The organism is Flavobacterium enshiense (assembly GCF_022836875.1).
GTDB classification, from domain to species: domain Bacteria; phylum Bacteroidota; class Bacteroidia; order Flavobacteriales; family Flavobacteriaceae; genus Flavobacterium; species Flavobacterium enshiense_A.
In genome coordinates this window covers 1-24,757 of record NZ_CP090376.1, presented here as the reverse complement: position 1 = coordinate 24,757, position 24,757 = coordinate 1, and the positions used below count along the sequence as shown (strand labels likewise).

The following is a 24,757-nucleotide window of genomic DNA, read 5'->3' as shown; positions in this document are numbered from 1 at the left end:
TAGCTTTGAATTGTTATTTTTGTTGATTGCAAATCGAATGTTCTGTAAATAGTGCAGACCATTGATAATGGTTCAAAATTTAAAAATTTCAAAACTAAATAGTTATAAAAAAAGAAATGAAATTAAAACAAATTCTACTAGGTCTCTTCATGACTGCCAATGCAGTTTCTTTTGCTCAGGAAAATAAAAAAGAGGTTCTTTTTACGATTGATAACAAACCGTTTTATACAGACGAATTTACAAGAGTTTACAAGAAAAATCTTGAATTGGTAAAGGACGATTCTCAAAAGGATTTGAATCATTATCTGGATCTTTTCATCGGCTACAAATTGAAAGTTGAAAAAGCCAATAAGTTAGGACTTCAAGACAATCCTGCTTATCAGAATGAACTTAAATCGTATCGCGCGCAGCTTGCGAGAAATTATGTTACGGATTCGAAAGTGACAAAAGAATTGATCGATGAAGCTTACAAGCGATCGTTGAAAGAAATAAAAGCCTCTCATATTTTATTCAACCTTGATGAGAATGCAGCTCCGGCAGACACTTTAAGAGTGTATAATCAGGCAATGAACGTACGCAAAAGAATCCTTAACGGAGAGGATTTTGAAACACTTGCAGTACAGAATTCCCAAGATCCATCGGTAAAAGAGAATAAAGGTGATTTAGGCTGGTTCAGTGTTTTCAGAATGGTATATCCTTTTGAAACCGCTGCTTACAAAACTCCAAAAGGAGAAGTTTCCATGCCGGTGAGAACCCGTTTCGGATATCACTTGGTAAAAGTAAACGACATCCGCGATAACAGAGGACAGGTTACCGTTGCACACATTATGACGTTAAACGGGCAGACTCCTGTTGAGGCAGCTACAGCAAAATCTACTATTGACGATATTTACAAAAAACTTAAACAGGGTGAATCTTTTGAAAGTTTAGCCCAGCAATTCTCTCAGGATAAATCGTCTTCGGGTAAAGGCGGTCAGTTGCAGCGATTTGGTTCTGGTGAATTAAGTTCGGATGAGTTTGAAAATGTTGCTTTTTCATTAAAAAAAGAAGGTGATATTTCAGAGCCGTTTCAAAGTCAGTTCGGATGGCATATTATTAAACTGATTGAAAAACACCCGGTTAAATCGTTTGAAGAAACTGATGTGGATTTTGACAGTAAAATAAGGAAAGACGATCGTTCCAAGTTAATAAACAAGTCTTTAAATGAGAAATTGAGCGCTAAATACAAAGTTGTACAAAATAAAAAAGCCTATAAAAATGTGTTTTCTTATTTAAATGATAAGTATTATACTCAGCAATGGGAGTTGCCTGGTGTGAAAGATCCGTCTGAGGTGATATTTACAATGGATCAAAATGTAAAAGTAAAATCAACTGAATTTCTTACGTATATTTTTAACCAACAGAAATCGAATTTGAGTATTAAACCGTTATCTAAGCTTTATGAAAGATTGTATAATGATTTTGTTTATTCAAAATTGTCTAAGCATTATGATGAAAATTTAGAGAAAGAATATCCTGAATTTTCTTATGTGATGGAAGAATACAGGGATGGTTTGTTGTTGTTTGATTTGATGGAGAAAGAAATCTGGACAAAAGCGAAAAACGATTCGATCGGGCTACAGAATTTCTACGAAAAGAATAAAGCTAATTATCAATGGAAAGACAGAGTTGATGTGAATGTGTTTTCATCTACCAAAGAGGATGTGATCAATAAAACACAAAAATATCTGAAAAAGAAAAAATCAGTTGATTTCATCAAATCAAACCTTAATAAAAAGGATGTTGATGTAATGGTAAAATCGGGCGTTTTTGAAATAGGCAGCGATGCTTTGCCAAAGAACCAAAAATTTAATGTTGGAGTTACAGATATCACTAAGGATGGTAATTATTACTTTGTAACCCAGGTTAATAAAAAGATCGAGAAAGGTCCTAAAAAATTGGAAGAAACCAGAGGGAAGGTTATTAATGATTATCAGCAGTATCTTGAAGCGCATTGGGTGGATGAGTTGAAAAAAGAATTCAATGTGAAAGTGAATCAGGAGGTTTTTAGCAAAGTAAAAAATCAGTTAGATATAAGATAAACCATATAATTTAAGTAAAGCAAATGCTATTTAAAAAGATTAAAATGAAGTTGGTAAACAATAAAATTGCCCTGATTTTCGGATTGTCAATCTGTGCTTTTGGTTCAATCAATGCACAAACAAGTCAGAAAAAGAAAATTGATGGTGTTGTTGCAGTTGTTGGTGATTATGTGGTTTTGGATTCGGACATTGACAAGACTTTTGTTGAGTTGCAGGCACGAGGTGTCGATACAAAAGATATTGCCCGTTGTGAAATGCTTGGTAAATTACTGGAAGATAAATTGTATGCCCATCAAGCCATACAGGATAGTATTGTGGTATCTGATGGTGAGGTGAATGAATTTATGAATTCTCAGTTGGATCAGATGGTCGATCAGGTTGGTTCTATAGAGAAAGTAATTCAGTTTTACAACAAGAAAAATTTAGAGGATTTCAAGACCTATTTTTTTGATGTGGTTAAAATGAATAAGCTGACTGAGCAAATGCAGCGCAAAATTTTGGATGACGTAGAGATTACTCCAGAGGAAGTAAGAACATTTTTTAATAAAATCCCGAAAGAAGAATTACCGGTTTTTGGAGCGGAAATGGAAGTAGCTCAGATTGTGGTGAAACCAGTAATTGGTCAGGCTGAAAGACAAAAGGTTATTGATAAGCTGAATGAAATCCGAAAAGATGTTCTGGAAGGGAACTCAAGTTTTACTAGTAAAGCAGTTATTTATACCGAAGATAAGGCTTCCGTACCTAACGGAGGTTATTACAAGCTGACTAAAAAAACACAATTCGTTAAAGAGTTTAAAGACGTAGCGTTCAGTTTGCAGGAAGGGGAAATTTCAGAACCTTTTGAAACGGAATTCGGGTTTCATATTATTTATCTGGAAAAAATTCGCGGACAGGAATTAGATGTTCGTCATATTTTAATCGCGCCTAAGGTAACTGATGAGGCTATGAAGGATGCAAAAACTAAAATTGAAAATATCCGTAAGCGAATTGTAGACGGGCAGATTACGTTTTCAGAAGCTGCTAAGGCGCATTCAGACGAGAAAGAAACACGAAACAGTGGAGGTATTTTGGTCAATCCAAGAACTTTGGAAACACGTTTTGAATTGACAAAAATGGATCCGTCGTTGTATAGTGAAGTTGCGGATTTAAAAGATAATGCTGTTTCGTTGCCGTTGATGGACCAGGAGCAAAACGGAAATAGAAAATACAAACTGATTACAGTGACGCATCGCTATGAGGAGCATACGGCTGATTTTGCAACAGATTATTTAAAGATAAAAGATCTGGCTTTGAAAGAAAAGCAGATTAAAGCGATTGCAAAATGGACAGAAGAAAAAATTAAGGAAACATACATCAAAATTAACGGAGAATACCGTGAATGTAAGTTCACAAATAATTGGCTTAAGAAATAATTGTAAATTATGGGTGTTAAAACCTGTATCGTTTTTATCTCATAATTCATTAACTTAAAACTCAAAACGGAAATATGTCGGACGTAACAGCAATTCAAAATCTGGTTGAAAAACAGAAAGCCCTAAAAGAGGAGATTGCCAAAATTATTGTTGGTCAGGAGGATGTGGTTAACCAGATTGTGTTAAGTATTTTCTCGGGAGGACACGCGCTTTTGGTAGGTGTTCCTGGATTAGCAAAAACACTGATGGTAAACACCATTTCGCAAGCTTTGGGGTTGGATTTCAAACGTATTCAGTTTACGCCCGATTTGATGCCATCCGATATTTTAGGGAGTGAGATTTTAGATGAAAGTCGCAATTTCAAATTCATAAAAGGTCCGATTTTCTCCAATATTATCCTGGCTGACGAGATTAACCGTACGCCTCCCAAGACCCAAGCGGCTTTGTTGGAAGCGATGCAGGAAAAAGCGGTTACCATAGCTGGACAACATTATCAGCTCGATTTGCCTTTCTTTGTTTTGGCTACGCAGAATCCTATTGAACAGGAAGGGACCTACCCGTTGCCGGAAGCGCAATTAGACCGTTTCATGTTTGCTGTTAAGCTTGACTACCCTTCATTTGCAGAAGAAGTTCAGGTAGTGAAAAGTACGACTACAGATTTTACCGTTCAGGTGAATCCGTTATTTACCGCGGAAGAGATTATCAGTTTTCAGCAGTTAATCCGACGTGTCCCTGTTGCGGATAATGTAATTGAATATGCCGTGACATTGGTGTCTAAAACCCGTCCGGACAACCCTCTGTCGACAGACTTTATCAAAAACTATTTAGATTGGGGTGCCGGCCCGCGTGCTTCTCAAAATTTAATTTTAGCAGCAAAAGCTAATGCCGCATTGAACGGTAAGTTTTCACCGGATATAGAAGATGTTCAGGCTGTGGCTACCGGAATTTTACGCCATCGTATCATTAAGAATTATAAAGCAGATGCGGAAGGTATTACTGAAGAAATGATTATTAAGAAGCTGTTTTAATTTTAAATAAGCAATAAAAAAGCGCAAGGAGTTATTTTCTTTGCGCTTTTTTTGTTTTATAGTGGCTATGAAAACCTTCCTGATAAATACATATTCTGCTGATTTCTTAAAATTAAAGCCTGTTTTTTTACGATTTGACAAAATAAAATCTAAAAATTAAGTATTCGTAAAAAATATACGTTTATGGGTGATTTTGTTAAGTTATCTGCATTAAAATAGAATGTTTATAAATAATATTCTCTTGAAATTAATGAAATGCTAAATATTTTTTAATTAGGTTGAGATTGATTAAATTTGTGCCACATAAAAATAAAACTAATAATAACATAACTTATTCATATTATGGCTTTTGATAATGAGATGGGTGTTTATAAAGATTACATCAAAGAAATTGAAGAACGTAAAGCTCAGGGGCTTTACCCTAAGCCAATTGATAGCGCTGAATTATTAAGCGAAATCATTGTGCAAATTAAAGATTTAGAAAGTCCGCATCGTGAAGATTCTCTTAAGTTTTTTATTTACAATACTTTGCCGGGAACCACTAGTGCTGCTGGTGAAAAAGCTAAGTTTTTAAAGGAGATCATTTTGGGCGAATCAGTTGTGAAAGAAATTACTCCTGCTTTTGCTTTTGAGTTGTTATCACACATGAAAGGTGGTCCTTCAATTGAGGTATTGCTTGATTTAGCATTAGGTAATGATGTTGCTATTGCAAAGGAAGCGGCAAATGTGCTTAAAACACAGGTTTACCTTTATGATGCAGACACTAACCGTCTAAAGGAAGCTTTCGATAACAGTAATGCTATTGCTAAAGAGATTCTTGAAAGTTATGCTAAGGCTGAATTCTTTACGAAGCTTCCGGCAGTAGCGGAAGAAATCAAAGTAGTTACGTTTATTGCTGGAGAGGGAGATATTTCAACGGATTTACTTTCACCAGGAAATCAAGCGCACTCTCGTTCAGACCGCGAACTTCATGGTAAATGTATGATTACTCCTCAAGCACAAGAGGAAATCAAAGCTTTGCAGGCACAACATCCTGATAAATCTGTGATGTTGATTGCTGAAAAAGGTACCATGGGTGTAGGTTCGTCAAGAATGTCAGGAGTAAACAACGTGGCGCTTTGGACAGGAAAACAAGCAAGTCCATATGTTCCGTTTGTTAATTTTGCTCCAATTGTAGCAGGAACGAATGGTATTTCTCCAATTTTCCTAACCACAGTTGATGTTACCGGTGGTATCGGTCTTGATCTTCAAAACTGGGTAAAGAAAGTGGATGAAAACGGTAACGTTGTTCGTAATGAAAATGGTGAACCTGTTTTAGAGGAAGCTTACTCTGTAGCAACAGGTACTGTGCTTACAATTAATACAAAAACAAAGAAATTATATAACGGCGATAAAGAGTTGATTGATATTTCTAAGGCGTTCACTCCTCAGAAAATGGAATTCATCAAAGCGGGCGGATCGTATGCAATCGTATTTGGTAAAAAAATCCAAACATTCGCAGCGAAAACGCTTGGTATCGATACTCCTCTTGTATTTGCTCCGTCAAAAGAAATTTCTCATGAAGGGCAAGGGTTAACAGCAGTTGAGAAAATCTTCAACAGAAACGCTGTTGGAACGACTCCGGGAAAAGTGTTACATGCTGGTTCTGATGTTCGTGTAGAAGTAAACATTGTAGGTTCTCAAGATACGACTGGTCTTATGACTGCTCAGGAATTGGAGTCTATGGCAGCAACTGTGATTTCACCAATCGTTGACGGTGCTTATCAATCAGGTTGTCACACAGCGTCAGTTTGGGATAAAAAAGCACAGGCAAACATTCCGAAATTGATGAAGTTTATGAATGATTTCGGATTGATCACTGCTCGTGACCCAAAAGGTGTTTATCATTCAATGACCGATGTTATTCATAAAGTTCTTAACGATATTACAATCGATGAGTGGGCTATCATCATCGGTGGTGACTCTCATACAAGAATGTCTAAAGGTGTTGCTTTTGGTGCTGACTCAGGAACAGTTGCTCTTGCGCTGGCTACCGGAGAAGCTTCAATGCCAATTCCTGAATCAGTGAAAGTTACTTTCAAAGGTGATATGAAGTCTTATATGGATTTCCGAGATGTGGTTCACGCTACACAAGCGCAAATGCTTAAGCAATTTGGTGGTGAAAACGTATTCCAAGGTAGAATTATCGAAGTTCACATTGGAACACTTAATGCTGACCAAGCCTTTACGTTTACTGACTGGACTGCAGAAATGAAAGCGAAAGCTTCGATCTGTATTTCTGAAGATGCTACTTTGATTGAATCATTGGAAATCGCGAAAGGAAGAATTCAGATCATGATCAACAAGGGAATGGACAATGCAAAACAGGTTCTTCAAGGATTGATCAATAAAGCAGATAAGAGAATTGCTGAGATTAGATCAGGAGAGAAACCTGCTTTGACTCCAGATGCAAATGCTAAATATTATGCTGAAGTAGTTGTTGATTTAGATCAGATTGCAGAGCCAATGATTGCTGACCCAGACGTGAATAATGCTGATGTTTCTAAGCGATACACTCACGATACAATCAGACCGCTTTCTTTCTATGGAGGAACGAAAAAAGTAGATCTTGGATTTATCGGTTCGTGTATGGTTCACAAAGGAGATATGAAAATCCTTGCTCAAATGCTTAAAAATGTGGAAGCTCAAAAAGGTAAAGTTGAATTCAATGCTCCTCTTGTAGTTGCGCCACCTACTTATAATATTGTTGATGAATTGAAGGCTGAAGGAGACTGGGAAGTTTTACAAAGATACTCTGGTTTCGAATTCAATGATAATGATCCTAAATCTGCAGCACGTACTGAATACGAAAACATGTTGTATTTAGAGCGTCCGGGATGTAACCTTTGTATGGGTAACCAGGAAAAAGCGGCGAAAGGAGATACTGTAATGGCAACTTCTACGCGTCTTTTCCAAGGAAGAGTTGTTGAAGATTCTGCTGAGAAAAAAGGAGAATCATTGCTTTCGTCTACACCAGTTGTAGTGTTGTCTACAATCCTTGGTAGAACTCCTACAATTGAAGAATATACAGTTGCTGTGGAAGGTATTGACTTAACTAAGTTCGCGCCGTCCCACAAGCAGTTGGTTAAATAATTACATGATTCGTTAATCATATTCAAAAGCCTAAGTTTATTGACTTAGGCTTTTTTTATATATCATCTATTTTTTGTATATTGTGATGTTTAAAATAAATAATATTAACAATTATACTTAAATATTATGGCTTTTGATATAGAAATGATTGAAAAAGTGTACGCAAATATGGCTTCTCGTGTGGATAAAGCGCGTGAGTTGGTTGGTCGTCCACTTACCTTATCTGAAAAGATTTTATATTCTCACCTTTGGGAAGGAACTCCTTCTCATGCTTTCACAAGAGGAAAAGATTATGTTGATTTCGCGCCGGACAGAGTAGCATGTCAGGATGCAACAGCTCAGATGGCTTTGTTGCAGTTCATGCACGCCGGAAAAAATAAAGTTGCTGTTCCGACAACAGTGCACTGTGACCACTTGATCCAGGCTAAAGTTGGTGCTAAAACTGACTTAGAGGTTGCTAATACACAATCAAAAGAAGTTTTTGATTTCCTTTCCTCGGTTTCTAACAAATACGGAATCGGATTCTGGAAACCAGGATCAGGAATTATTCACCAAATCGTATTGGAAAACTATGCATTCCCCGGAGGTATGATGATCGGTACGGATTCTCACACTGTAAACGCAGGTGGTTTAGGGATGTTGGCTATAGGAGTTGGTGGTGCTGATGCGGTAGATGTTATGTCCGGCATGTCTTGGGAGTTGAAATTTCCTAAACTAATTGGAGTAAAATTGACCGGAAAATTAAGCGGTTGGACTGCTCCAAAAGACGTAATCCTAAAGGTAGCTGATATCCTTACTGTAAAAGGTGGTACAGGGGCTATCGTAGAATATTTTGGTGAAGGTGCTGAGTCTATGTCGTGTACCGGAAAAGGTACAATCTGTAACATGGGTGCTGAAATAGGAGCTACAACTTCTACTTTCGGTTACGATGATTCAATGAGAAGATATTTAACGGCAACAGGTCGTCAGGCTGTGGTGAACGCCGCTGATAAAGTGGCGTCTTATTTAACTGCTGATGCCGAGGTTTATGCTAATCCTGAGAAATATTTTGATCAACTGATTGAAATCAATTTGTCAGAATTGGAACCACACATCAACGGACCTTTCACACCGGACAGAGGTACTCCTGTTTCTCAGATGAAAGCAGAAGCGGCAGCTAACGGATGGCCGATAAAAGTAGAGTGGGGATTAATTGGTTCTTGTACAAACTCGTCTTATGAAGATATGTCAAGAGCTGCTTCTATCGTGGAACAAGCGGTAGCGCACGGAATTACCCCTAAAGCCGAATTTGGAATTAATCCGGGTTCTGAACAAATCCGTTACACTATCGAAAGAGACGGCATTATCGCTACTTTCGAAAAATTGGGAACAAAAGTGTTTACTAATGCTTGCGGACCATGTATCGGACAATGGGACAGAGAAGGTGCTGACAAACAAGAGAAAAACACTATCGTACATTCATTCAACCGTAACTTCTCTAAGAGAGCTGACGGTAACCCGAATACACACGCATTTGTAACATCTCCGGAGATGGTTGCTGCGATAGCAATTTCAGGTCGTTTGGATTTCAATCCAATTACTGATTCATTAATCAATGATAAAGGTGAAGAAGTGAAATTGGTAGCCCCAACAGGTGATGAATTGCCAAAAAGAGGTTTCGACGTAGAGGATGCCGGATTTCAGGCTCCAGCAGCAGATGGTTCTTCTGTGGAAGTAGTAGTCTCTCCAACTTCAGACCGTTTACAATTATTAGCTCCGTTCACGCCTTGGGACGGCAAGAATATTTCGGGTGCTAAATTGTTGATCAAAGCATTCGGAAAATGTACTACAGACCATATTTCTATGGCTGGGCCTTGGTTGCGTTTCCGTGGTCACTTGGATAATATTTCAAATAACATGTTAATTGGTGCTGAAAACGCTTTCAACGGAAGAGCAAACGCTGTTAAAAATCAATTAACAGGTGAGTATGCGGAAGTTCCGGCAGTTCAGAGGGCATACAAAGCCGCAGGAGTTTCTTCTATAGTTGTGGGTGATCACAATTACGGAGAGGGTTCTTCCCGTGAGCATGCTGCTATGGAACCACGTTTCTTAGGGGTTAAGGCGGTATTGGTGAAGTCATTTGCCCGTATCCACGAAACAAACCTTAAAAAACAAGGTATGTTAGCGTTAACGTTTGCTAATGAGGCGGATTACGATAAAATCCAGGAAGATGATACTATCAACTTCTTAGATTTGACAGAATTTGCACCTGGAAAACCATTGACATTGGAGTTTATACACACAAATGGTTCTAAAGATGTAATTATGGCTAACCATACTTACAACGAAAGTCAGATTGGCTGGTTTGTTGCGGGTTCGGCATTAAACTTAATTGCCGCCGGTAAAGCTTAATACTATTAAAATTATATTAAAAACGCTCCCATTTGGGGGCGTTTTTTTGTTGGTAGCAATGGTATTTCTATATTTACACCTTAATCACGCATTAAGTCATAAAATGAAGAAAATAATTGTAATAGTTGTAGTTTTGGTAGGGATAGTTGGATTTTTAAATATTGATAAAATCCAGGATGCTTTTTTCGGATCAGATTTACCGGAGCCTACAAGTATAGTTTTTGAAAAGCAACTGCCTTTGTTTTCTTATAATTGGAATCTGGTCGGTCGGACAGGTAGTTCAATTTCCTTTATGGAATATGGGGGGAGAGATGTTATTGTTAACTATTGGTCGCCAAATGTACCTGAATCGGTCGAAGAATTAAAGATTTGGGCTAAATTGTATGAAGATTATAAAGACAAAGTGTTTTTTATTTTCGTTACAAATGATTCGCAGCAGGATGTAAATAAGTTCCTTCAAGATACCGGATATCTTTTTCCGGTTTATTATTCCGGCAGTACGCCTTTGAAGTCAATTGTACTGGACAAGGCGCCAAAAACATATCTGATTACCAAAAAAGGAAGAGTAGTTGTTGATTATACGGGTGCAGCCAATTGGAATTCTGATTATTTTAGAAATATTCTAGATGGTTTAATAAAGAAAAAGTTTAAAAAATAATTCCCCAAGAATTACGTTTACTATAAAACTATCCCCAAAATCTTAATCCCCCATCTTAATGAAATTTTCAAAATCACTTTCTTTTCTATTCCTGCTCCTGTCTGTATCTGTTTTTGCTCAAAAAAGAATCAGTCATAAGGTAGTAAGCGGAGAGTCTGTTTATAGTATTGCCAAAAGATACAATGTGACGGAAGAAGAAATTTTCGAACTAAACCCAAAAGCTAAAGGTCTGTTGCAATTGGATATGGTGCTTTACATTCCTAATAATTCCAAGAAAAAGAATGATGAGAAAGCAGCTAAATTTGTTCCCAAAGGGCCTTCGCATAAAGTGGAATCGGGTGAATCGTTATATACCATTGCTAAAAAATACGATACTTCGGTAGAAAAACTTAGAGATGTCAATCCGCAATTGGAATCGGATAATTTGCAATTGGGAGAGTTGTTGGCTTTGCCAAAAGGCATTAAAAAGCAGGAGGAAGAAAAACTTTCAAAAGCAGAAAGAAGGAAAATCGATAAACTTCAAGGTAAATTGCAAAAACATACGGTTGCTTCTGGAGAATCATTTTATGTGATTGCTAAAAAGTACAATATTTCTGTTGAAGAATTAAAAAAAGTTAATCCGCAAATCGAAAATGATAAGCTGGATGTCAAAGATGTAGTGTTTATTCCGGGCACTGAAGAAATTGCAGTAAAAGAAAAGAAGGGCAGAGAAGAGAAAAAGAAAGAAAGAGAAAACAACAAAACTGAAAACACAGAAGAGAAGATAAATGCTGTTGATCATGTTGCTTCAGTTTTTCATGAGGTGTTGCCTAAGGAAACGAAATACGGTATATCAAAGCGCTACGGTATAACTATTGCAGAGTTAGAAAAGCTTAATCCTCAAATCATCAATGGCTTGGATGTAGGTCAAAAGTTAATTATAAAAGGTGCAGCTAAAGGTGATGAGGTCAAGATAACTAAAGAGATTGTAGTAAGTAATGATACTGATGAAACGGATTTAGCTTCTAATGCGGAAACTTCTGAAATTAAAAAGGAGGTGCTTCCATTATCTGCAGATGCTTCGATGAAAGCTGATTTCCTTATTGAAAAGGCTTCTGAAAATTTAGGAGTGCGTTACCGAGGCGGAGGAACTGATAAAAACGGGTTTGATTGCTCGGGATTGATGTTTTCCACTTTTAAAAATATTGACATGACCTTGCCTAGATCGTCATCAGACATGGCGGCAAATTCGGGTGTGAAAATCGATAAAAGTCAGGCGCAAAAAGGTGATTTGATTTTCTTTGCCACTCGTGGCAGATGGGTAGGTCATGTGGGGATGGTCACTGAGGTTTTGGATGATGAAATTAAGTTTATTCATTCGTCTACCAGTTCAGGTGTAATTATTTCCTCTACTAAAGAGTCATATTATGCAAAACGATTTGTGCAGATTAACCGAGTTCTAAATTAAATTCAGAAATTCAGTCGTCTGAAAGTTTTTTTGAATGATTTAGACTGTTAAATTTTTGTTAATACAACAATAAGGCTTTGATAACATGTGATTTGATTTTGTAAGTTAGTTTTGACAAAAAATTAATTTATGAAAAAAATCCTTTATTTTTTAGTTGTTGCAGCTATGGTTTCGTGTGATACCGAACAGTTGCAGAATGAATCTGAACCTATACAAACAAGTTCAGCTAAATTGGCAGAAGTAACCGAATCACTTAAAGTGATGAGTTACAATGTTTATCAGTTGCCTTCAATTATGCCTCAGTATAAAAGCAGGGACAGGGCTGCGGCATTGTATACATATATCAGCACGCTGGGCGCAAATTCTCCTGATGTTTTGGTAATCGAAGAAGGTTTTAATACCAATTTCGGCAATGAATTTTTAGCCAAAATCAAAACACTCTATCCCTACGCTACTCCTTTACTGGGATTGTATTGTGGTTCCGGAGGAGGAACAAGTCTGTATCCGAACGATTGGAACAGTTATAGCGGAGCATGTGGCAATTCGATTTTCTATGTTAACGGAGGGACTATTATCCTAAGTAAATATCCGATTTTAGCAAAACATCAGTTGGTATATGTGAACAAAATCAGCTCTTTAGAAGGAAATTCCAATAGAGGTGTGGCCTATGCAGTTATTAATAAAAATGGAAAAAAGTTCCATGTTTTCGGCACGCATACTGCTTCAGAACAGCCTGGATACCCTGGAAGAGCAACTCGTGAAAAGCAATTTGCTGAAATGCGCGCTTTCAAAAACAAATTCAATATCCCCGTTTCCGAGCCTGTTATTTATGCCGGTGATATGAACGTGGAATATACACTGACTTCAGAATATGATACAATGAAAAGTATTTTGAATGCAAGTGTGGATTATTATTTTGATCCATTGACCATGAGGGGAACGTATTCCAATCAGAATACTGTGGTGCAATATCAGGGATACACAAGCTATAATAATACACTGGATTATGTTTTGTACAGCAATGAGCATAAATTGCCTTCTCAGATCGCTCCAATGCAGCAGCTAATAGCTAAATATCCGAATTTGGGTGATGTTTCCGATCACGATCCGGTTTTGATTAACTATGTTTTTAATTATTGATTTTTCGTTTCTTGTTGATAATTTTTTACCGAAGCTCCCTCATAAAGGGAGTTTTTTATTTCCAATTTTTTTTCTCAATCCGATACTCAAAATTAAGTTTTTCCGGTTCTCCATGATAAGCCACTTCTGTTTCGCGGACTTTAACCGCGCCAAGTCGTTCAATGGCTTTCTGAGAACGGATATTTTGTGCGCCAATATGAAAGTATACTTTGTCTACAAATTGAAAAGCATAATCCAGCATCAGTTTTTTTACCATGGGATTATAAGTAGATCCCCAATAATTTCTTCCATAAAAAGTGTATCCGATAAGAACGCTTTTTTCTGATTCATTTAAATCGTAGAAACGGGTGCTTCCGATAACGCCGGTATTTGTTTTGTCGATTATTAAAAAGGCTCCTTTTGATTGTATGGCTCCCTCGAAAAAGTTTTGAAAAACTTCTCTTTTATATCGGTCTTTGTTCGGATGCTGTTCCCAAATCAGTGGGTCGCAAGCCACTTGATATAAAGCCTCGAAATCCTGTTCTTGAAGCGGGATTAATTTTACGATTTTGTTTTCCAGAATGGGTTGCAGTTTCATCAGTTTTCTTTTTTGGGATATAGAATTCGAAAAGCATTAAATAACGCTGGATGGGTTACGGTAGCGTGATCCTCTTGCGGCAGATAATCGAAATAAACCTGAATGTTTTTGTTTTCGGAATTTTTGATTTTATCGTATAACAGATTGGCATCGACTTCCATTACATGATTGTCAAAAACGGGTCCAAGGCCTTCTTTTCCTACGCCGATATAAATGCTTGTATTTTGAGAAAATTGATTTTCAGAAATCAAAGGTTTTGTTTTCAAAAGAGCTCCGTCATTCCACCATAGGCTTGGACTTACAATGATGTATTTGTCAAAAAGAAACGGTTTGGTAAAGAGGATTTCGCTAGCTAAGAGTCCGCCCAAGGATTGTCCGATAATGGTTTTCGAATTGTTGGTTCTGTATTTCTTTTCAATAAACGGCTGAAGCTCTTTTTCAATAAACGAAACGAATTTCTCCGAACCGCCGGCAGTAGGGAACTGTTCTTTTGTTTCCGGAAAGGCAGATGGGGAAGTAAAATCCCTGCGTCGGTCGGTATTGGCGATCCCAACGACAATGGATTGCGGGATACGGTTAATCCATGAGAAGTTGTTGTATTGAACCAAACCGACAACATGAATGAAGTCTTCATCAGCAGAACCGTCAAGTAAATAAATTACCGGGTATTTTACGGTGTCTGTTTCTTTGTATCCTTCCGGTAAATAAATGTTGAGCGTTCTCTTCTCGGATAATATTTTTGAATTAATCTGCTGAATCTCGCCTAAAACAAAAGGTTGGGGTTCGGTCAGATTTTTTAGCTTGCTTTTTTGAGCGGATGTTGTGATTACTCCGCCTATCAGCATAAAAAACAATAAAGCTCTTTTCATGGATAACGATTGATGATGTTGTTCAAAAATAAAAAATCCGCCTCAATTTCTTGAAGCGGATTTGAATTATATTTTCATTTCTGAATATTAATAGTACATGTAACGTCTAACTTTAGAAATGTATTTCGCTAAACGGATAACCTGGTGGCTGTACCCGTACTCGTTATCATACCAGATGTAAAGTACAACGTTTTTACCGTCTGCAGCAACAATAGTAGCATTGCTGTCATAGATAGCAGGAGCCGAAGTTCCAACAATGTCAGAAGATACTAATTCGTTGTTCAATGAATATTTTATTTGCTCTACTAAGTTGCCTTCTAAAGCATAACGTTTCATGATAGCGTTGATATCATCTTTAGAAGTGTTTTTGCCCACTTCAAGATTTAAAACTACCAAAGATCCATTCGGTACTGGTACACGGATAGCGTTTGAAGTCAATTTTCCTGCTAAACTAGGTAATGCTTTTGCAACAGCGCTACCAGCTCCTGTTTCAGTGATAACCATGTTTAAACCTGCAGCTCTACCACGACGGTATTTTTTGTGCATGTTGTCCACAAGGTTTTGATCATTTGTATAAGCGTGGATAGTCTCTAAGTGTCCTTTAACAACTCCTAAAGTCTCTTCGATAGCTGCTAGAACCGGCGTAATTGCGTTGGTTGTACAAGAAGCAGCAGAGTAGATTTTTACTTCATCCGGGTTGTAATCTTCGTGGTTAACACCGTAAACGATGTTTGGAACACCTTTACCTGGAGCTGTTAATAATACTTTATCAGCTCCTTTAGAAGTTAAGTGACGACTTAATGCTTCTTCAGTTGTGAAAGCACCAGTGTTGTCAATTACTAAAGCGTCGTTGATTCCGTATTTTGTATAATCAATTTCTTCTGGAGAATTTGCGGTGATGATATGAACAGTAGAACCGTTGATGATCAAAGCGTTGTTTTCTACATCAGCAGTAACAGAACCTTCGAAGTCACCGTGAACTGAATCGTAACGTAATAAAGAAGCACGTTTTTCCAATAAAACAGCATCGTTTTTATCGCGGGTAACAATTGCTCTTAAACGTAATTGTTGTCCTTTTCCGATTTTCGACATCATTTCACGAGCCAATAAACGACCAATACGACCAAATCCGTACAATACCACATCTTTTGGTTTGATTTCAGAAGTGTCTTTAGCGTTTTTCAACTTGTCGATAACAAACGCTGTAGCGTCATTGTATTTGTCATCTTCTAAATGGTACTCGTATGTCAGTTTACCAATGTCAATTCTTGAGGGTGGTAAATCTAAAGCCTGGATAGCTCTTGCAATTTCCACAGAATCGAAAACGTTGATTGGTTTCTGAACAAATTCAACTGCATATTCGTGCAGGTTGATGATGTCACTAACATTTCTGTCGATTAATTGGTTTCTGAAAAGTACCAACTCTATCGATTTGTCATACCATAAATCGCTGATAATCTTGATAAGTTCAACTCCAGCTCTTCTTCTGTCTGCCTGAAAAGCCAATTCTTTTTCGTATAAAACTGAATTGTCCATATATTAATGTGTGTTGTTTGAAATTGGTGCAAAATTATTGATTTTTAATCGGATTACGGAAAATATTTTTGTGAAAAATTATATAAAAAAACCCGATCAGCTGACCGGGTTCTGTTAAATGTTTCTTTGTTTATAATATCATTTCTAATTGTTTGCCATTTTGGGTAATCAATACGACTCTAAATCTTTGGTTATTTGTTTTGGAATTCAGAATTCTCGAAGCCTGATCCATCGATGTTATTTTATTTCCGTCGATACTAAGGATGATGCTTCCTCTTAAAATTTCGGCATATTCCTGGTATTCTTCATTGGTAACATCTTTGATTTTTATACCTTCATTTAATCGGAAACGTTTTTTGTCCTGAGTGCTTAATTCTTCAAATTCAAAGCCCTTGTAGTCAACATTGATCAGTTCTTTTTTGGTTAATTTTACTGGTATTGTTTTGTTCTCGTTGTTTCTCAGGATGCCTACCTGAACCACATCGTTAGGTCTTTTTGTGTTGATATAGGACGTTAAATCCGAAAAACTGTTTACTGTCTGGTTGTCCAGTTTGACAATAATGTCTCCTTTTTTCAAACCGGCTTTTTCTGCTCCAGAGTTCTTTGAAACGGAGTTAACATAAAAACCTTGGGTCTGCTTGATGTCAAATTCTTTAGAAACTGCGCTGTTTAATTCCTGTCCTTCAACTCCCAAAGCCCCACGTTGCACATTTCCGTATTCCATTAAATCTTCAATGATTTTTCGGGTGATATTTGAAGGGACTGCAAAGGAATAACCGGTATAGCTTCCTGTTGGTGATGAAATCATGGTGTTGATTCCGACTAATTCTCCTCGGGTGTTTACTAAAGCGCCACCACTGTTTCCTGGATTTACCGCTGCGTCAGTTTGAATGAAGGATTGGATGCCGGTATTGCTCAAATCCCTTGCCTTAGCCGAAACAATTCCCGCAGTAACTGTCGAATTCAGGTTGTACGGATTTCCAACAGCCAGAACCCATTCGCCAATTTTCATGTTGTCTGAGTTTCCAAATGTCGCGTAAGGCAGTTTTTCATCGGCATCTACTTTTAATAAGGCGATGTCCATCTTACTGTCGGTGCCTATTAATTTTGCTTTGTATGATTTGTTGTTGTTCAGGGTGACTTCCAATTCGGTAGCGTTCTGAATTACGTGATTGTTGGTTACGATATAACCGTCTTGGGAAATAATTACGCCCGAACCGGTTCCTATCTGTGTTTGCTGCTGCCCTCCGCGGTATCCGTAGAAGTATTCCATAATTGGATTCGAAGGTACTTCAGAAACGGAAACGTTCTTTACGTGCACCACAAAGTGGACCGCATTTTCTGCAGCTGCGGATAAATCACTGTTCTCCATACCCAGACTTACGTTTCTTGTATAATTGTCTGAAGCAATTGATAATTTGCTTCCGAAGCCGTTATTCGGTTCGAAGAATAATTTGTATGCGCCAAGCGTTATAGTTCCGCTTAACAGAGATACGACTAATAAGCTTGAAAATCTATTCATAGTGCTAAGAAATGTTTATTTATTTAACGATAAAATTAAGAATTCTGTTAATTTAAAAAAATGCTTTAACTACGGTTTAACAATCTTTAACTTGCCTTTAATATTCGTTTTTATTCGTATTTTTGCTACTTATTTGAATGTCAGATGAATTACATATTTTACAAATATCAAGGAACGGGTAATGATTTTGTCATGATTGATAATCGTGATTTACATTTCCCCAAAAATGATACCAAATTAGTCGAAAAATTATGCGACAGACGATTTGGCATAGGTGCCGACGGACTTATTTTATTAGAGAATGATGCGTCGACTGATTTTAGAATGGTTTATTATAATTCCGATGGAAATGAGAGCTCAATGTGTGGAAACGGTGGGCGATGTCTGGTGGCTTTTGCCAAACAACTCGGAATTATTGATAACGAAACTACGTTCATAGCTACCGACGGTCTTCATTATGCGACTATTAATGAAGAAGGTATTGTTTCGCTTCAAATGAAAGATGTGGATGAGGTTCAGGAGCATGAAAATCACGTTTTCTTAAATACTGGATCGCCGCATCACGTTCAGATGGTGGAAGATTTGCATATTTTCGACGTTCAGAACGAAGGTGCTAAAATCCGATATGGGTCATTGTACGGAAAGGCGGGGAGCAATGTGAACTTTGTTTCGCAAACCAGTGAAAACACCTTTAGATTGCGTACTTACGAGCGTGGTGTAGAAGGTGAAACCTTGTCATGTGGTACTGGGGCCACTGCGGTGGCTATTGCAATGAAATCAACCGGAAAAACCAATAGTTCGCTAATAGAACTGCAGGTAGAAGGAGGGATTCTTGAAGTTTCCTTTGTAGAGAAAAACGGATTTTTCACCCATGTTTTCCTGAAAGGGCCTGCGAATTTTGTTTTTAAAGGTGAAGTTTCAGTAGGTTAGGATAAGAAGAAAGGGATAAGAGATAAGGGAAAAGGGAGAAGAGGCGAGATGTAGGTTGTTTTTTGTCAAAAATCTAAAAATCTAAAAATCTAAGAAGTCTAAAAATCTAAGAAATCTGAATTGATAACACTCAAAGGAAATACAGTTTACCTTCGTGCGCTTGAGCCGGAAGATCTGGAATTCGTCTATGCGATAGAAAACGATGAGGCTATCTGGGAAATGAGTAATACGCAGACACCTTACAGTCGTTTTTTGATCCGACAGTATCTGGAGAATGCGCATCAGGATGTTTACGAGGCGAAGCAGCTCCGATTGGCCATCTGTAAAAATGATGATTCAGAAGCTGTCGGTCTGATTGATTTATTTGATTTTGATCCGAGAAACCAACGTGCCGGTATAGGAATCGTGATTAAAAATCATGAGCATCGGAGTTTAGGTTTTGGAAAAGAGTCGTTGGAATTGCTGATCAATTATTGTTTTGAAAAATTGCAGCTTCATCAGCTGTATGCAAATATTGGTACGGAAAATACACCAAGTATCAACCTTTTTACTAATTTTGGCTTCCAATGCATAGGTATTAAAAAAGACTGGAACCGTATTAGGAATAGTTATGAAGATGAAGGTCTTTATCAGTTAATTAACCCAACAAATAAATAAAATAAATAAAGTTTTGAATCCGAAAAGAATTGTGCCGATTGTGTCGGTTGGTATCTTGATTGCAGCAACCGTTTTAGGTGTTGTAATTTATTTAAAAGCATTTACAGCCAACACGAGATTTAGCGAGAATGAAATGTTTGTTTATGTTCCGACGAATTCCACTTATGAAGATGTAAAGAAAATTGTATCGCCTTATGTGGATAATATGGAGAAATTTTCATTTGTAGCCGAACAGCGCGGTTATAATGCCAATGTGAATCCCGGGAAATTTTTGCTGACAAAAGGGATGAGCAGTTTTAGCATAGTTTCGTCATTACGTCATAATGTTCCGGTAAAACTAGCCTTCAATAATCAGGAATCATTGGGTAAACTGGTACAGCGCTTAGCCTCTCAGATTGAGCCGGATAGTACAACGCTTACCAAAGTGTTTACGGATTCTGTTTTTATGGCAGAAAACGGATTCGAAAAAGAAACAATCCTGGCTATGTTTATTCCGAATACGTATGAATTTTACTGGAATGTAAGTCCGATAAAAGTACGCGATAAACTGGCAAAAGAATACAGAAGGTTCTGGAACGAAGAGCGTCAGGCAAAAGCAAAGGCGTTAAGTTTAACCCCTGTTCAGGTTTCAACACTGGCGGCAATTGTTCATAAGGAAACAGCTAAAGTCGATGAAAGACCGCGCGTTGCAGGAGTGTATTTGAATCGTTTGAAAAAAGACATGCCTTTACAGGCGGATCCGACCGTAATTTACTCCTTAAAAGAAAAGTCAGGAGACTTTGATACGATAATCAAACGTGTAATGTTTAATGATTTGAGAATCAATTCGCCATATAATACTTATATTCATACGGGTTTGCCTCCGGGGCCAATTTCGATGCCCGATATTTCGGCTATTGATGCTGTGTTGAATGCAGAGAAACATAATTACGATTATTTTTGTGCCAGCGTGGAGCGTTTTGGTTACCATGAGTTTGCAGAAACCTATGAACAACATCAGGTAATTGCAAAAAAATATGCTGAATGGGTTGCCAAACAAGGGTATCAGCGTTAATTTTTGAAAAGGAAATTTCAAATAATCATAAGAGAATCGCAAGCATTTTTTGGAAGAAAGGTGCTTGCGATTCTTTTTGTATTGATAGCGTTTCCTATTTACTCCCAATCTAAATTTGAAGCTTTTTTAACTCCTTCGGATACTTTAAATATAAAGAGAAGAAATACAGTTTATATTTCTGAAACCGCCTTTTTGGGTGTGACATTAATAGGCCTGAACCAATTATGGTACAAGGATTATCCGAAATCGTCCTTCCATTTTATCAATGATAATAATGAATGGCTGCAAATGGATAAGGCTGGACATGTGTATACAACGTATCATATGGGGCGTTTTGGAGCAGAAGCTTTGGCTTGGAGTGGGGCTGATAAAAAACATCAATTAGTTTATGGGGCAACCGTCGGTTTTGCATTTATGACGGTTGTTGAGGTTTTCGATGGTTTTTCGGCCGAATGGGGTGCTTCCTGGGGGGATGTGGTTGCTAATGCCGCCGGAACGGGTTTGTATGTCTCTCAGGAATTACTTTGGAACGAACAACGAATGATGCCAAAATTTTCATTTCATACTACAGAATATGCCGCTATGCGTCCGAATACTTTAGGCGGCAGTTTGAATGAGCAGATTCTAAAAGATTATAACGGGCAAACCTATTGGTTGTCGGTTAATCTGCATAGTTTTTTTAAGGAAAGTAAAATACCAAAATGGTTTAATGTGGCCTTAGGTTATGGTGCCGATGGCATGTTGTATGGTGATAGTGAATCGGTTCCTGCAGATATAGAATCTCATAATCAGCGCGTGCGTCAATTTTACCTAAGTATGGATGTGGATTTAACCCGAATCAAAACCAAGTCTCCGGTTTTGCGTACTCTCTTCTCGGTTTTGAATACTATTAAAGTGCCGGCTCCAACTTTGGAAGTGGATCAGTATGGTGATGTAAAAGGCTACTTTATTTATTTTTAACAAACTTTAACTCATTGATTTTTAACAACATAGATTAATACTGTACCTTTGCATCAAGTAATTTCATACTGGTGACAGCGGATGAGAAAATTTAATTTATGATAAAAAAATGGACGTATTTTTCAGGATTAGTAATTTTGATCACTTTGATCAGTTCGGGTTTTAAAGCCTTTGATCCTGAAAAATTAGAAGGTTTCCACGTTGAAAATGATGAGGTGATTACTTATCTGGTTCCTACTAAAGAAGAAACCGAAAAAGTTAATTTTAATTTTCCTTTTACTGGGAAGTCTTTCGTCGGTTTCAAGCAGGCAGTTGCAATTAAGGAGTCCTCGGGGCTTTATGGATTGGTGAATTCCTTTGGATACATGGGGAAATATCAGTTTGGTAAAAGTACACTTCGTATGATAGGGATTTATAATACTGCTGATTTTTTAAAGAATCCGGCCTTACAGGAAAAAGCGTTTAAGGCATTGCTTTCTATAAATAAATGGGAACTGAGGAACGAGATAAGGCGTTATGAAGGCAGAATTATCAACGGTGTAAAAATTACAGAATCAGGATTGTTGGCGGCAGCTCACTTGGGTGGTGCCGGTTCGGTGAAAAGTTATTTGAGGTCGAACGGCCAAAATGGTTTTACCGACGGATTCGGAACTTCCCTGAAAAGCTACATCAAAAAGTTTGGAGGTTATGATACCTCAAATATCATTGCCAGCGCTGATGTAAAAGTTAAGATGAAGTAAAAGATTAATTCATTTTGTGAATTATAAAAATGCAAGGTCGGTTATGTAAATCGACCTTGTTTTTTTTCCATTGATTTACCGATTGCGTTTTAATGAATTCGGTTGGAAGGGTGATATCACACGCAACACACAAAAGGGTGTTTGGTTGCAAAATCTGAAGTAAATCTTCCAGGAATTTATTGTTGCGGTAAGGTGTTTCAATAAATAATTGCGATTGGTTTTTATCGTAAGATAATTTTTCCAGATTTTTTATTGTTGTTTTTTTATCCGATTTGTCAATCGGCAGGTATCCATTAAAGGCAAAACTCTGTCCATTCATTCCGGAGGCCATCATGGCCAACAGGATAGAGGAGGGGCCAACCAAAGGTACTACCTGAATTCCTTTTTCATGTGCCAGTTTTACTATTACGGCACCGGGATCGGCAACTCCTGGGCAACCGGCTTCGCTCATTAACCCCATGTTTTTCCCTTCCAATAATGGTTTGATAAACTCATTATGTTCCTTAACGTCTGTGAATTTGTTAAGCGCAAAAAGTTTTAATTCGGGTTGTTTTTTTTCAGGATGAACGCTTTTTATGAAACGACGGGCCGTTTTTTCGTTTTCAACAATATAATGATCTATGAAATCAATGGTTCTCTTAATGGTGTGTGGTAGAACATCCTCAGGATTCATCTCGCCCAAAGTGGTAGGGATCAAATATAATTTTCCAAAAAGAGTGTTTGCTTTCATTAGTGTTTGGCTTTAAGTTTCTCAGCGATAATTTCACAGGCTTCATTAAGCAGCATGAAAACGTGCTCAAATCCGCTTTGTCCTCCATGATAAGGGTCTGGAACATCTGCATTTTCTCCCGGAAAAAGCTCATTTAAAATCATGGTTACTTTTGATTTGGCTTCCGCATTAGGGGCTAATGCCATAACATCTTTATAATTAGAAATGTCCATTACGTAGATGTAGTCAAAGTTGTCGAAATCCGACTTTTTGATTTGTCTTCCCCGTTGATTTGTGATGTCAAGACCTTTGTTTTTGGCAATCAGAACAGAACGCTTGTCAGGTTCCTGGCCGACATGCCAACTGCCGGTTCCTGCAGAATCCACTAAAAATTGTTCTTTAGGGAGTTTTGATTGTAAAATTCCTTCCGCCAGAGGAGAACGGCAAATGTTTCCAAGGCAGACCATTAAAATTTTAACGGGCATATTATAACGATAACTTTTTATGGATGTCGTCTACGTATTTTTTGAACTGCTTGTCTGTTGAGACCAAATTGTCTACAGTCTTGCAGGCATGTAAAACGGTTGCGTGATCGCGGGAGCCGATTTGTGAACCAATGTTTGCCAAAGAAGCTTTAGTGAATTTTTTAGCAAAAAACATAGCTAATTGACGCGCCTGAACCACATCACGTTTTCTGGTTTTTGACTGTAAAGTCTCTACATCGATTTGGAAATAATCCGAAACGATTTTCTGGATGTAATCGATGGAAACTTCGCGTTTTACGTTCTTTACGAATTTTTCAACTACTTGTTTTGCTAACTCAATAGTGACTTCACGGTGGTTGAAAGAAGACTGGGCAATCAATGAGATGATAGCACCTTCTAATTCCCGAACGTTTGATTTGATGTTTTTGGCAACATATTCGATGATGTCATCTGGCATTTGAACACCGTCACGGTATAAAATGTTTTTTAGGATGGAAACTCTTGTTTCATAATCCGGTTGGTGAATCTCAGCTGAAAGTCCCCATTTGAATCGCGATAACAAACGTTGTTCGATATCCTGCATATCCACAGGAGCCTTGTCGGAAGTAAGGATTACCTGTTTTCCATTTTGGTGTAAGTAATTAAATATGTGGAAGAAAACATCTTGTGTTCCTGCTTTTCCGGAAAGGAATTGCACGTCATCTATAATTAATACATCAATCAGTTGGTAGAAATGAATGAAGTCATTTCGCGTGTTTTTCTTAACCGAGTCAATATATTGCTGGGTGAATACTTCAGCAGAAATATATAAAACTGTTTTTTCAGGGAATTTTTCTTTTATTTCAACGCCAATAGCATGAGCTAAGTGTGTCTTTCCTAAACCTACACCTCCAAAAATAAGGAACGGGTTAAAAGAAGTTCCCCCCGGTTTGTTTGCAACAGCCATACCGGCAGAACGAGCTAAACGGTTGGAATCACCCTCAAGGAAATTGTCGAAACTGTAATTTGAATTCAGTTGCGATTCGATTTTTACATTTCGGATTCCTGGGATTACAAACGGGTTTTTTAATTCCGGATTTTTATTTTGGATGGGAACGTCAATCTCCTGAGGTTTTACTGCAGGACGGTTGTTGCTCGGCAGCTGTTCCGTAAACGGAAGTTTGTTGCCAAGTTTGTTCTCCATTTTGATTTTATAAAGTAACTTTGCGTTCGGTCCAAGCTCTTTGGTAAGGGCTACTTTCAATAATTTAACATAGTGTTCTTCCAGCCATTCGTAGAAGAATTTACTGGGAACTTGAATATATAATGCGTTATCTGTAAGTTCAACAGCTCTGATAGGCTCGAACCAAGTTTTATAAGCTTGGTCTTGAATGTTATCTTTTATAAAAGACAGACAGTTCTCCCATACTGATTGCGCAGTTGTACTCAT

Annotated in this window: 20 protein-coding genes; 13 read left to right on the top strand and 7 right to left on the bottom strand. The window is 37.7% G+C overall.

What is annotated here, in order from left to right; translation table 11 throughout:
• Positions 1-116: 116 nt before the first annotated feature.
• The 8 genes from LZF87_RS00100 to LZF87_RS00065 all read left to right on the top strand — a co-directional run bounded on the left by LZF87_RS00100 (position 117) and on the right by LZF87_RS00065 (position 13,289).
• A complete protein-coding gene (locus tag LZF87_RS00100) occupies positions 117-2,081 on the top strand; it encodes a peptidylprolyl isomerase (protein WP_244340140.1) in 1,965 nt (654 codons plus the stop codon).
• 44 nt (positions 2,082-2,125) lie between these two features.
• Positions 2,126-3,493, top strand: coding sequence for a peptidylprolyl isomerase (locus LZF87_RS00095; protein WP_244340138.1), 1,368 nt, complete (start codon positions 2,126-2,128; stop codon positions 3,491-3,493).
• Between the two features lie 74 nt (positions 3,494-3,567).
• Complete coding sequence (locus LZF87_RS00090) at positions 3,568-4,521, top strand: AAA family ATPase (RefSeq protein ID WP_244340136.1); 954 nt, start codon at positions 3,568-3,570, stop codon at positions 4,519-4,521.
• A gap of 360 nt (positions 4,522-4,881) precedes the next feature.
• Positions 4,882-7,653 carry a bifunctional aconitate hydratase 2/2-methylisocitrate dehydratase gene (locus tag LZF87_RS00085; protein WP_244343830.1) on the top strand — a complete coding sequence of 924 codons (2,772 nt, stop codon included), beginning with the start codon at positions 4,882-4,884 and terminating at the stop codon, positions 7,651-7,653.
• A 126-nt stretch (positions 7,654-7,779) separates the two neighbouring features.
• Positions 7,780-10,044: an aconitate hydratase gene (locus tag LZF87_RS00080; RefSeq protein ID WP_244340134.1), complete on the top strand. Its 2,265-nt coding sequence runs from the start codon at positions 7,780-7,782 to the stop codon at positions 10,042-10,044.
• A gap of 103 nt (positions 10,045-10,147) precedes the next feature.
• Positions 10,148-10,702, top strand: a complete 555-nt coding sequence (locus tag LZF87_RS00075) for a TlpA family protein disulfide reductase (RefSeq protein ID WP_244340132.1) — start codon at positions 10,148-10,150, stop codon at positions 10,700-10,702.
• 58 nt (positions 10,703-10,760) lie between these two features.
• Positions 10,761-12,149 carry a peptidoglycan endopeptidase gene (locus LZF87_RS00070; RefSeq protein WP_244340130.1) on the top strand — a complete coding sequence of 463 codons (1,389 nt, stop codon included), beginning with the start codon at positions 10,761-10,763 and terminating at the stop codon, positions 12,147-12,149.
• Positions 12,150-12,278: 129 nt separating this feature from the next.
• The gene (locus tag LZF87_RS00065; protein WP_244340128.1) at positions 12,279-13,289 is read left to right on the top strand and encodes a sphingomyelin phosphodiesterase; all 1,011 of its coding nucleotides are present in this window, start codon (positions 12,279-12,281) and stop codon (positions 13,287-13,289) included.
• A 55-nt stretch (positions 13,290-13,344) separates the two neighbouring features.
• Here the strand turns inward: LZF87_RS00065 and LZF87_RS00060 are convergent, their stop codons facing one another.
• From LZF87_RS00060 to LZF87_RS00045, 4 genes are all read right to left on the bottom strand, one after another.
• Positions 13,345-13,866 (bottom strand): GNAT family N-acetyltransferase, encoded by a 522-nt coding sequence (locus LZF87_RS00060; RefSeq protein ID WP_244340127.1) that lies wholly within the window; start codon positions 13,864-13,866, stop codon positions 13,345-13,347.
• Positions 13,866-14,735: an alpha/beta hydrolase gene (locus LZF87_RS00055; protein WP_244340125.1), complete on the bottom strand. Its 870-nt coding sequence runs from the start codon at positions 14,733-14,735 to the stop codon at positions 13,866-13,868. Before LZF87_RS00055 ends, LZF87_RS00060 begins: the two co-directional genes overlap by 1 nt.
• Before the next feature lie 87 nt (positions 14,736-14,822).
• Entirely contained in the window at positions 14,823-16,271 is a 1,449-nt protein-coding gene (locus LZF87_RS00050; RefSeq protein ID WP_244340123.1) for a glyceraldehyde-3-phosphate dehydrogenase, read from the bottom strand.
• A gap of 130 nt (positions 16,272-16,401) precedes the next feature.
• Positions 16,402-17,793 (bottom strand): Do family serine endopeptidase, encoded by a 1,392-nt coding sequence (locus LZF87_RS00045; protein WP_244340121.1) that lies wholly within the window; start codon positions 17,791-17,793, stop codon positions 16,402-16,404.
• A gap of 144 nt (positions 17,794-17,937) precedes the next feature.
• On the opposite strand from LZF87_RS00045, the gene dapF reads away from it, so the two are divergent.
• The 5 genes from dapF (at position 17,938) to LZF87_RS00020 (ending at position 22,134) form a co-directional block, all read left to right on the top strand.
• Positions 17,938-18,723 carry a diaminopimelate epimerase gene (gene dapF / locus LZF87_RS00040; protein WP_244340119.1) on the top strand — a complete coding sequence of 262 codons (786 nt, stop codon included), beginning with the start codon at positions 17,938-17,940 and terminating at the stop codon, positions 18,721-18,723.
• Positions 18,724-18,843: 120 nt separating this feature from the next.
• A complete protein-coding gene (locus LZF87_RS00035; RefSeq protein ID WP_244340117.1) occupies positions 18,844-19,380 on the top strand; it encodes a GNAT family N-acetyltransferase in 537 nt (178 codons plus the stop codon).
• A gap of 13 nt (positions 19,381-19,393) precedes the next feature.
• The gene (gene mltG / locus LZF87_RS00030; protein WP_244340115.1) at positions 19,394-20,434 is read left to right on the top strand and encodes an endolytic transglycosylase MltG; all 1,041 of its coding nucleotides are present in this window, start codon (positions 19,394-19,396) and stop codon (positions 20,432-20,434) included.
• A gap of 3 nt (positions 20,435-20,437) precedes the next feature.
• Complete coding sequence (locus tag LZF87_RS00025; RefSeq protein ID WP_430654688.1) at positions 20,438-21,394, top strand: DUF2279 domain-containing protein; 957 nt, start codon at positions 20,438-20,440, stop codon at positions 21,392-21,394.
• Between the two features lie 98 nt (positions 21,395-21,492).
• The gene (locus tag LZF87_RS00020) at positions 21,493-22,134 is read left to right on the top strand and encodes a peptidoglycan-binding protein LysM (RefSeq protein ID WP_244340113.1); all 642 of its coding nucleotides are present in this window, start codon (positions 21,493-21,495) and stop codon (positions 22,132-22,134) included.
• Positions 22,135-22,138: 4 nt separating this feature from the next.
• Here LZF87_RS00020 and LZF87_RS00015 read toward each other — a convergent pair whose 3' ends face one another.
• The 3 genes from LZF87_RS00015 to dnaA are packed head-to-tail and all read right to left on the bottom strand — an operon-like array spanning position 22,139 to position 24,757.
• Positions 22,139-22,864 carry an SAM-dependent methyltransferase gene (locus tag LZF87_RS00015; RefSeq protein ID WP_244340112.1) on the bottom strand — a complete coding sequence of 242 codons (726 nt, stop codon included), beginning with the start codon at positions 22,862-22,864 and terminating at the stop codon, positions 22,139-22,141.
• Positions 22,864-23,328 carry a low molecular weight protein-tyrosine-phosphatase gene (locus LZF87_RS00010; RefSeq protein ID WP_244340111.1) on the bottom strand — a complete coding sequence of 155 codons (465 nt, stop codon included), beginning with the start codon at positions 23,326-23,328 and terminating at the stop codon, positions 22,864-22,866. Before LZF87_RS00010 ends, LZF87_RS00015 begins: the two co-directional genes overlap by 1 nt.
• Before the next feature lies 1 nt (position 23,329).
• Positions 23,330-24,757: a chromosomal replication initiator protein DnaA gene (dnaA, locus tag LZF87_RS00005; RefSeq protein ID WP_035630113.1), complete on the bottom strand. Its 1,428-nt coding sequence runs from the start codon at positions 24,755-24,757 to the stop codon at positions 23,330-23,332.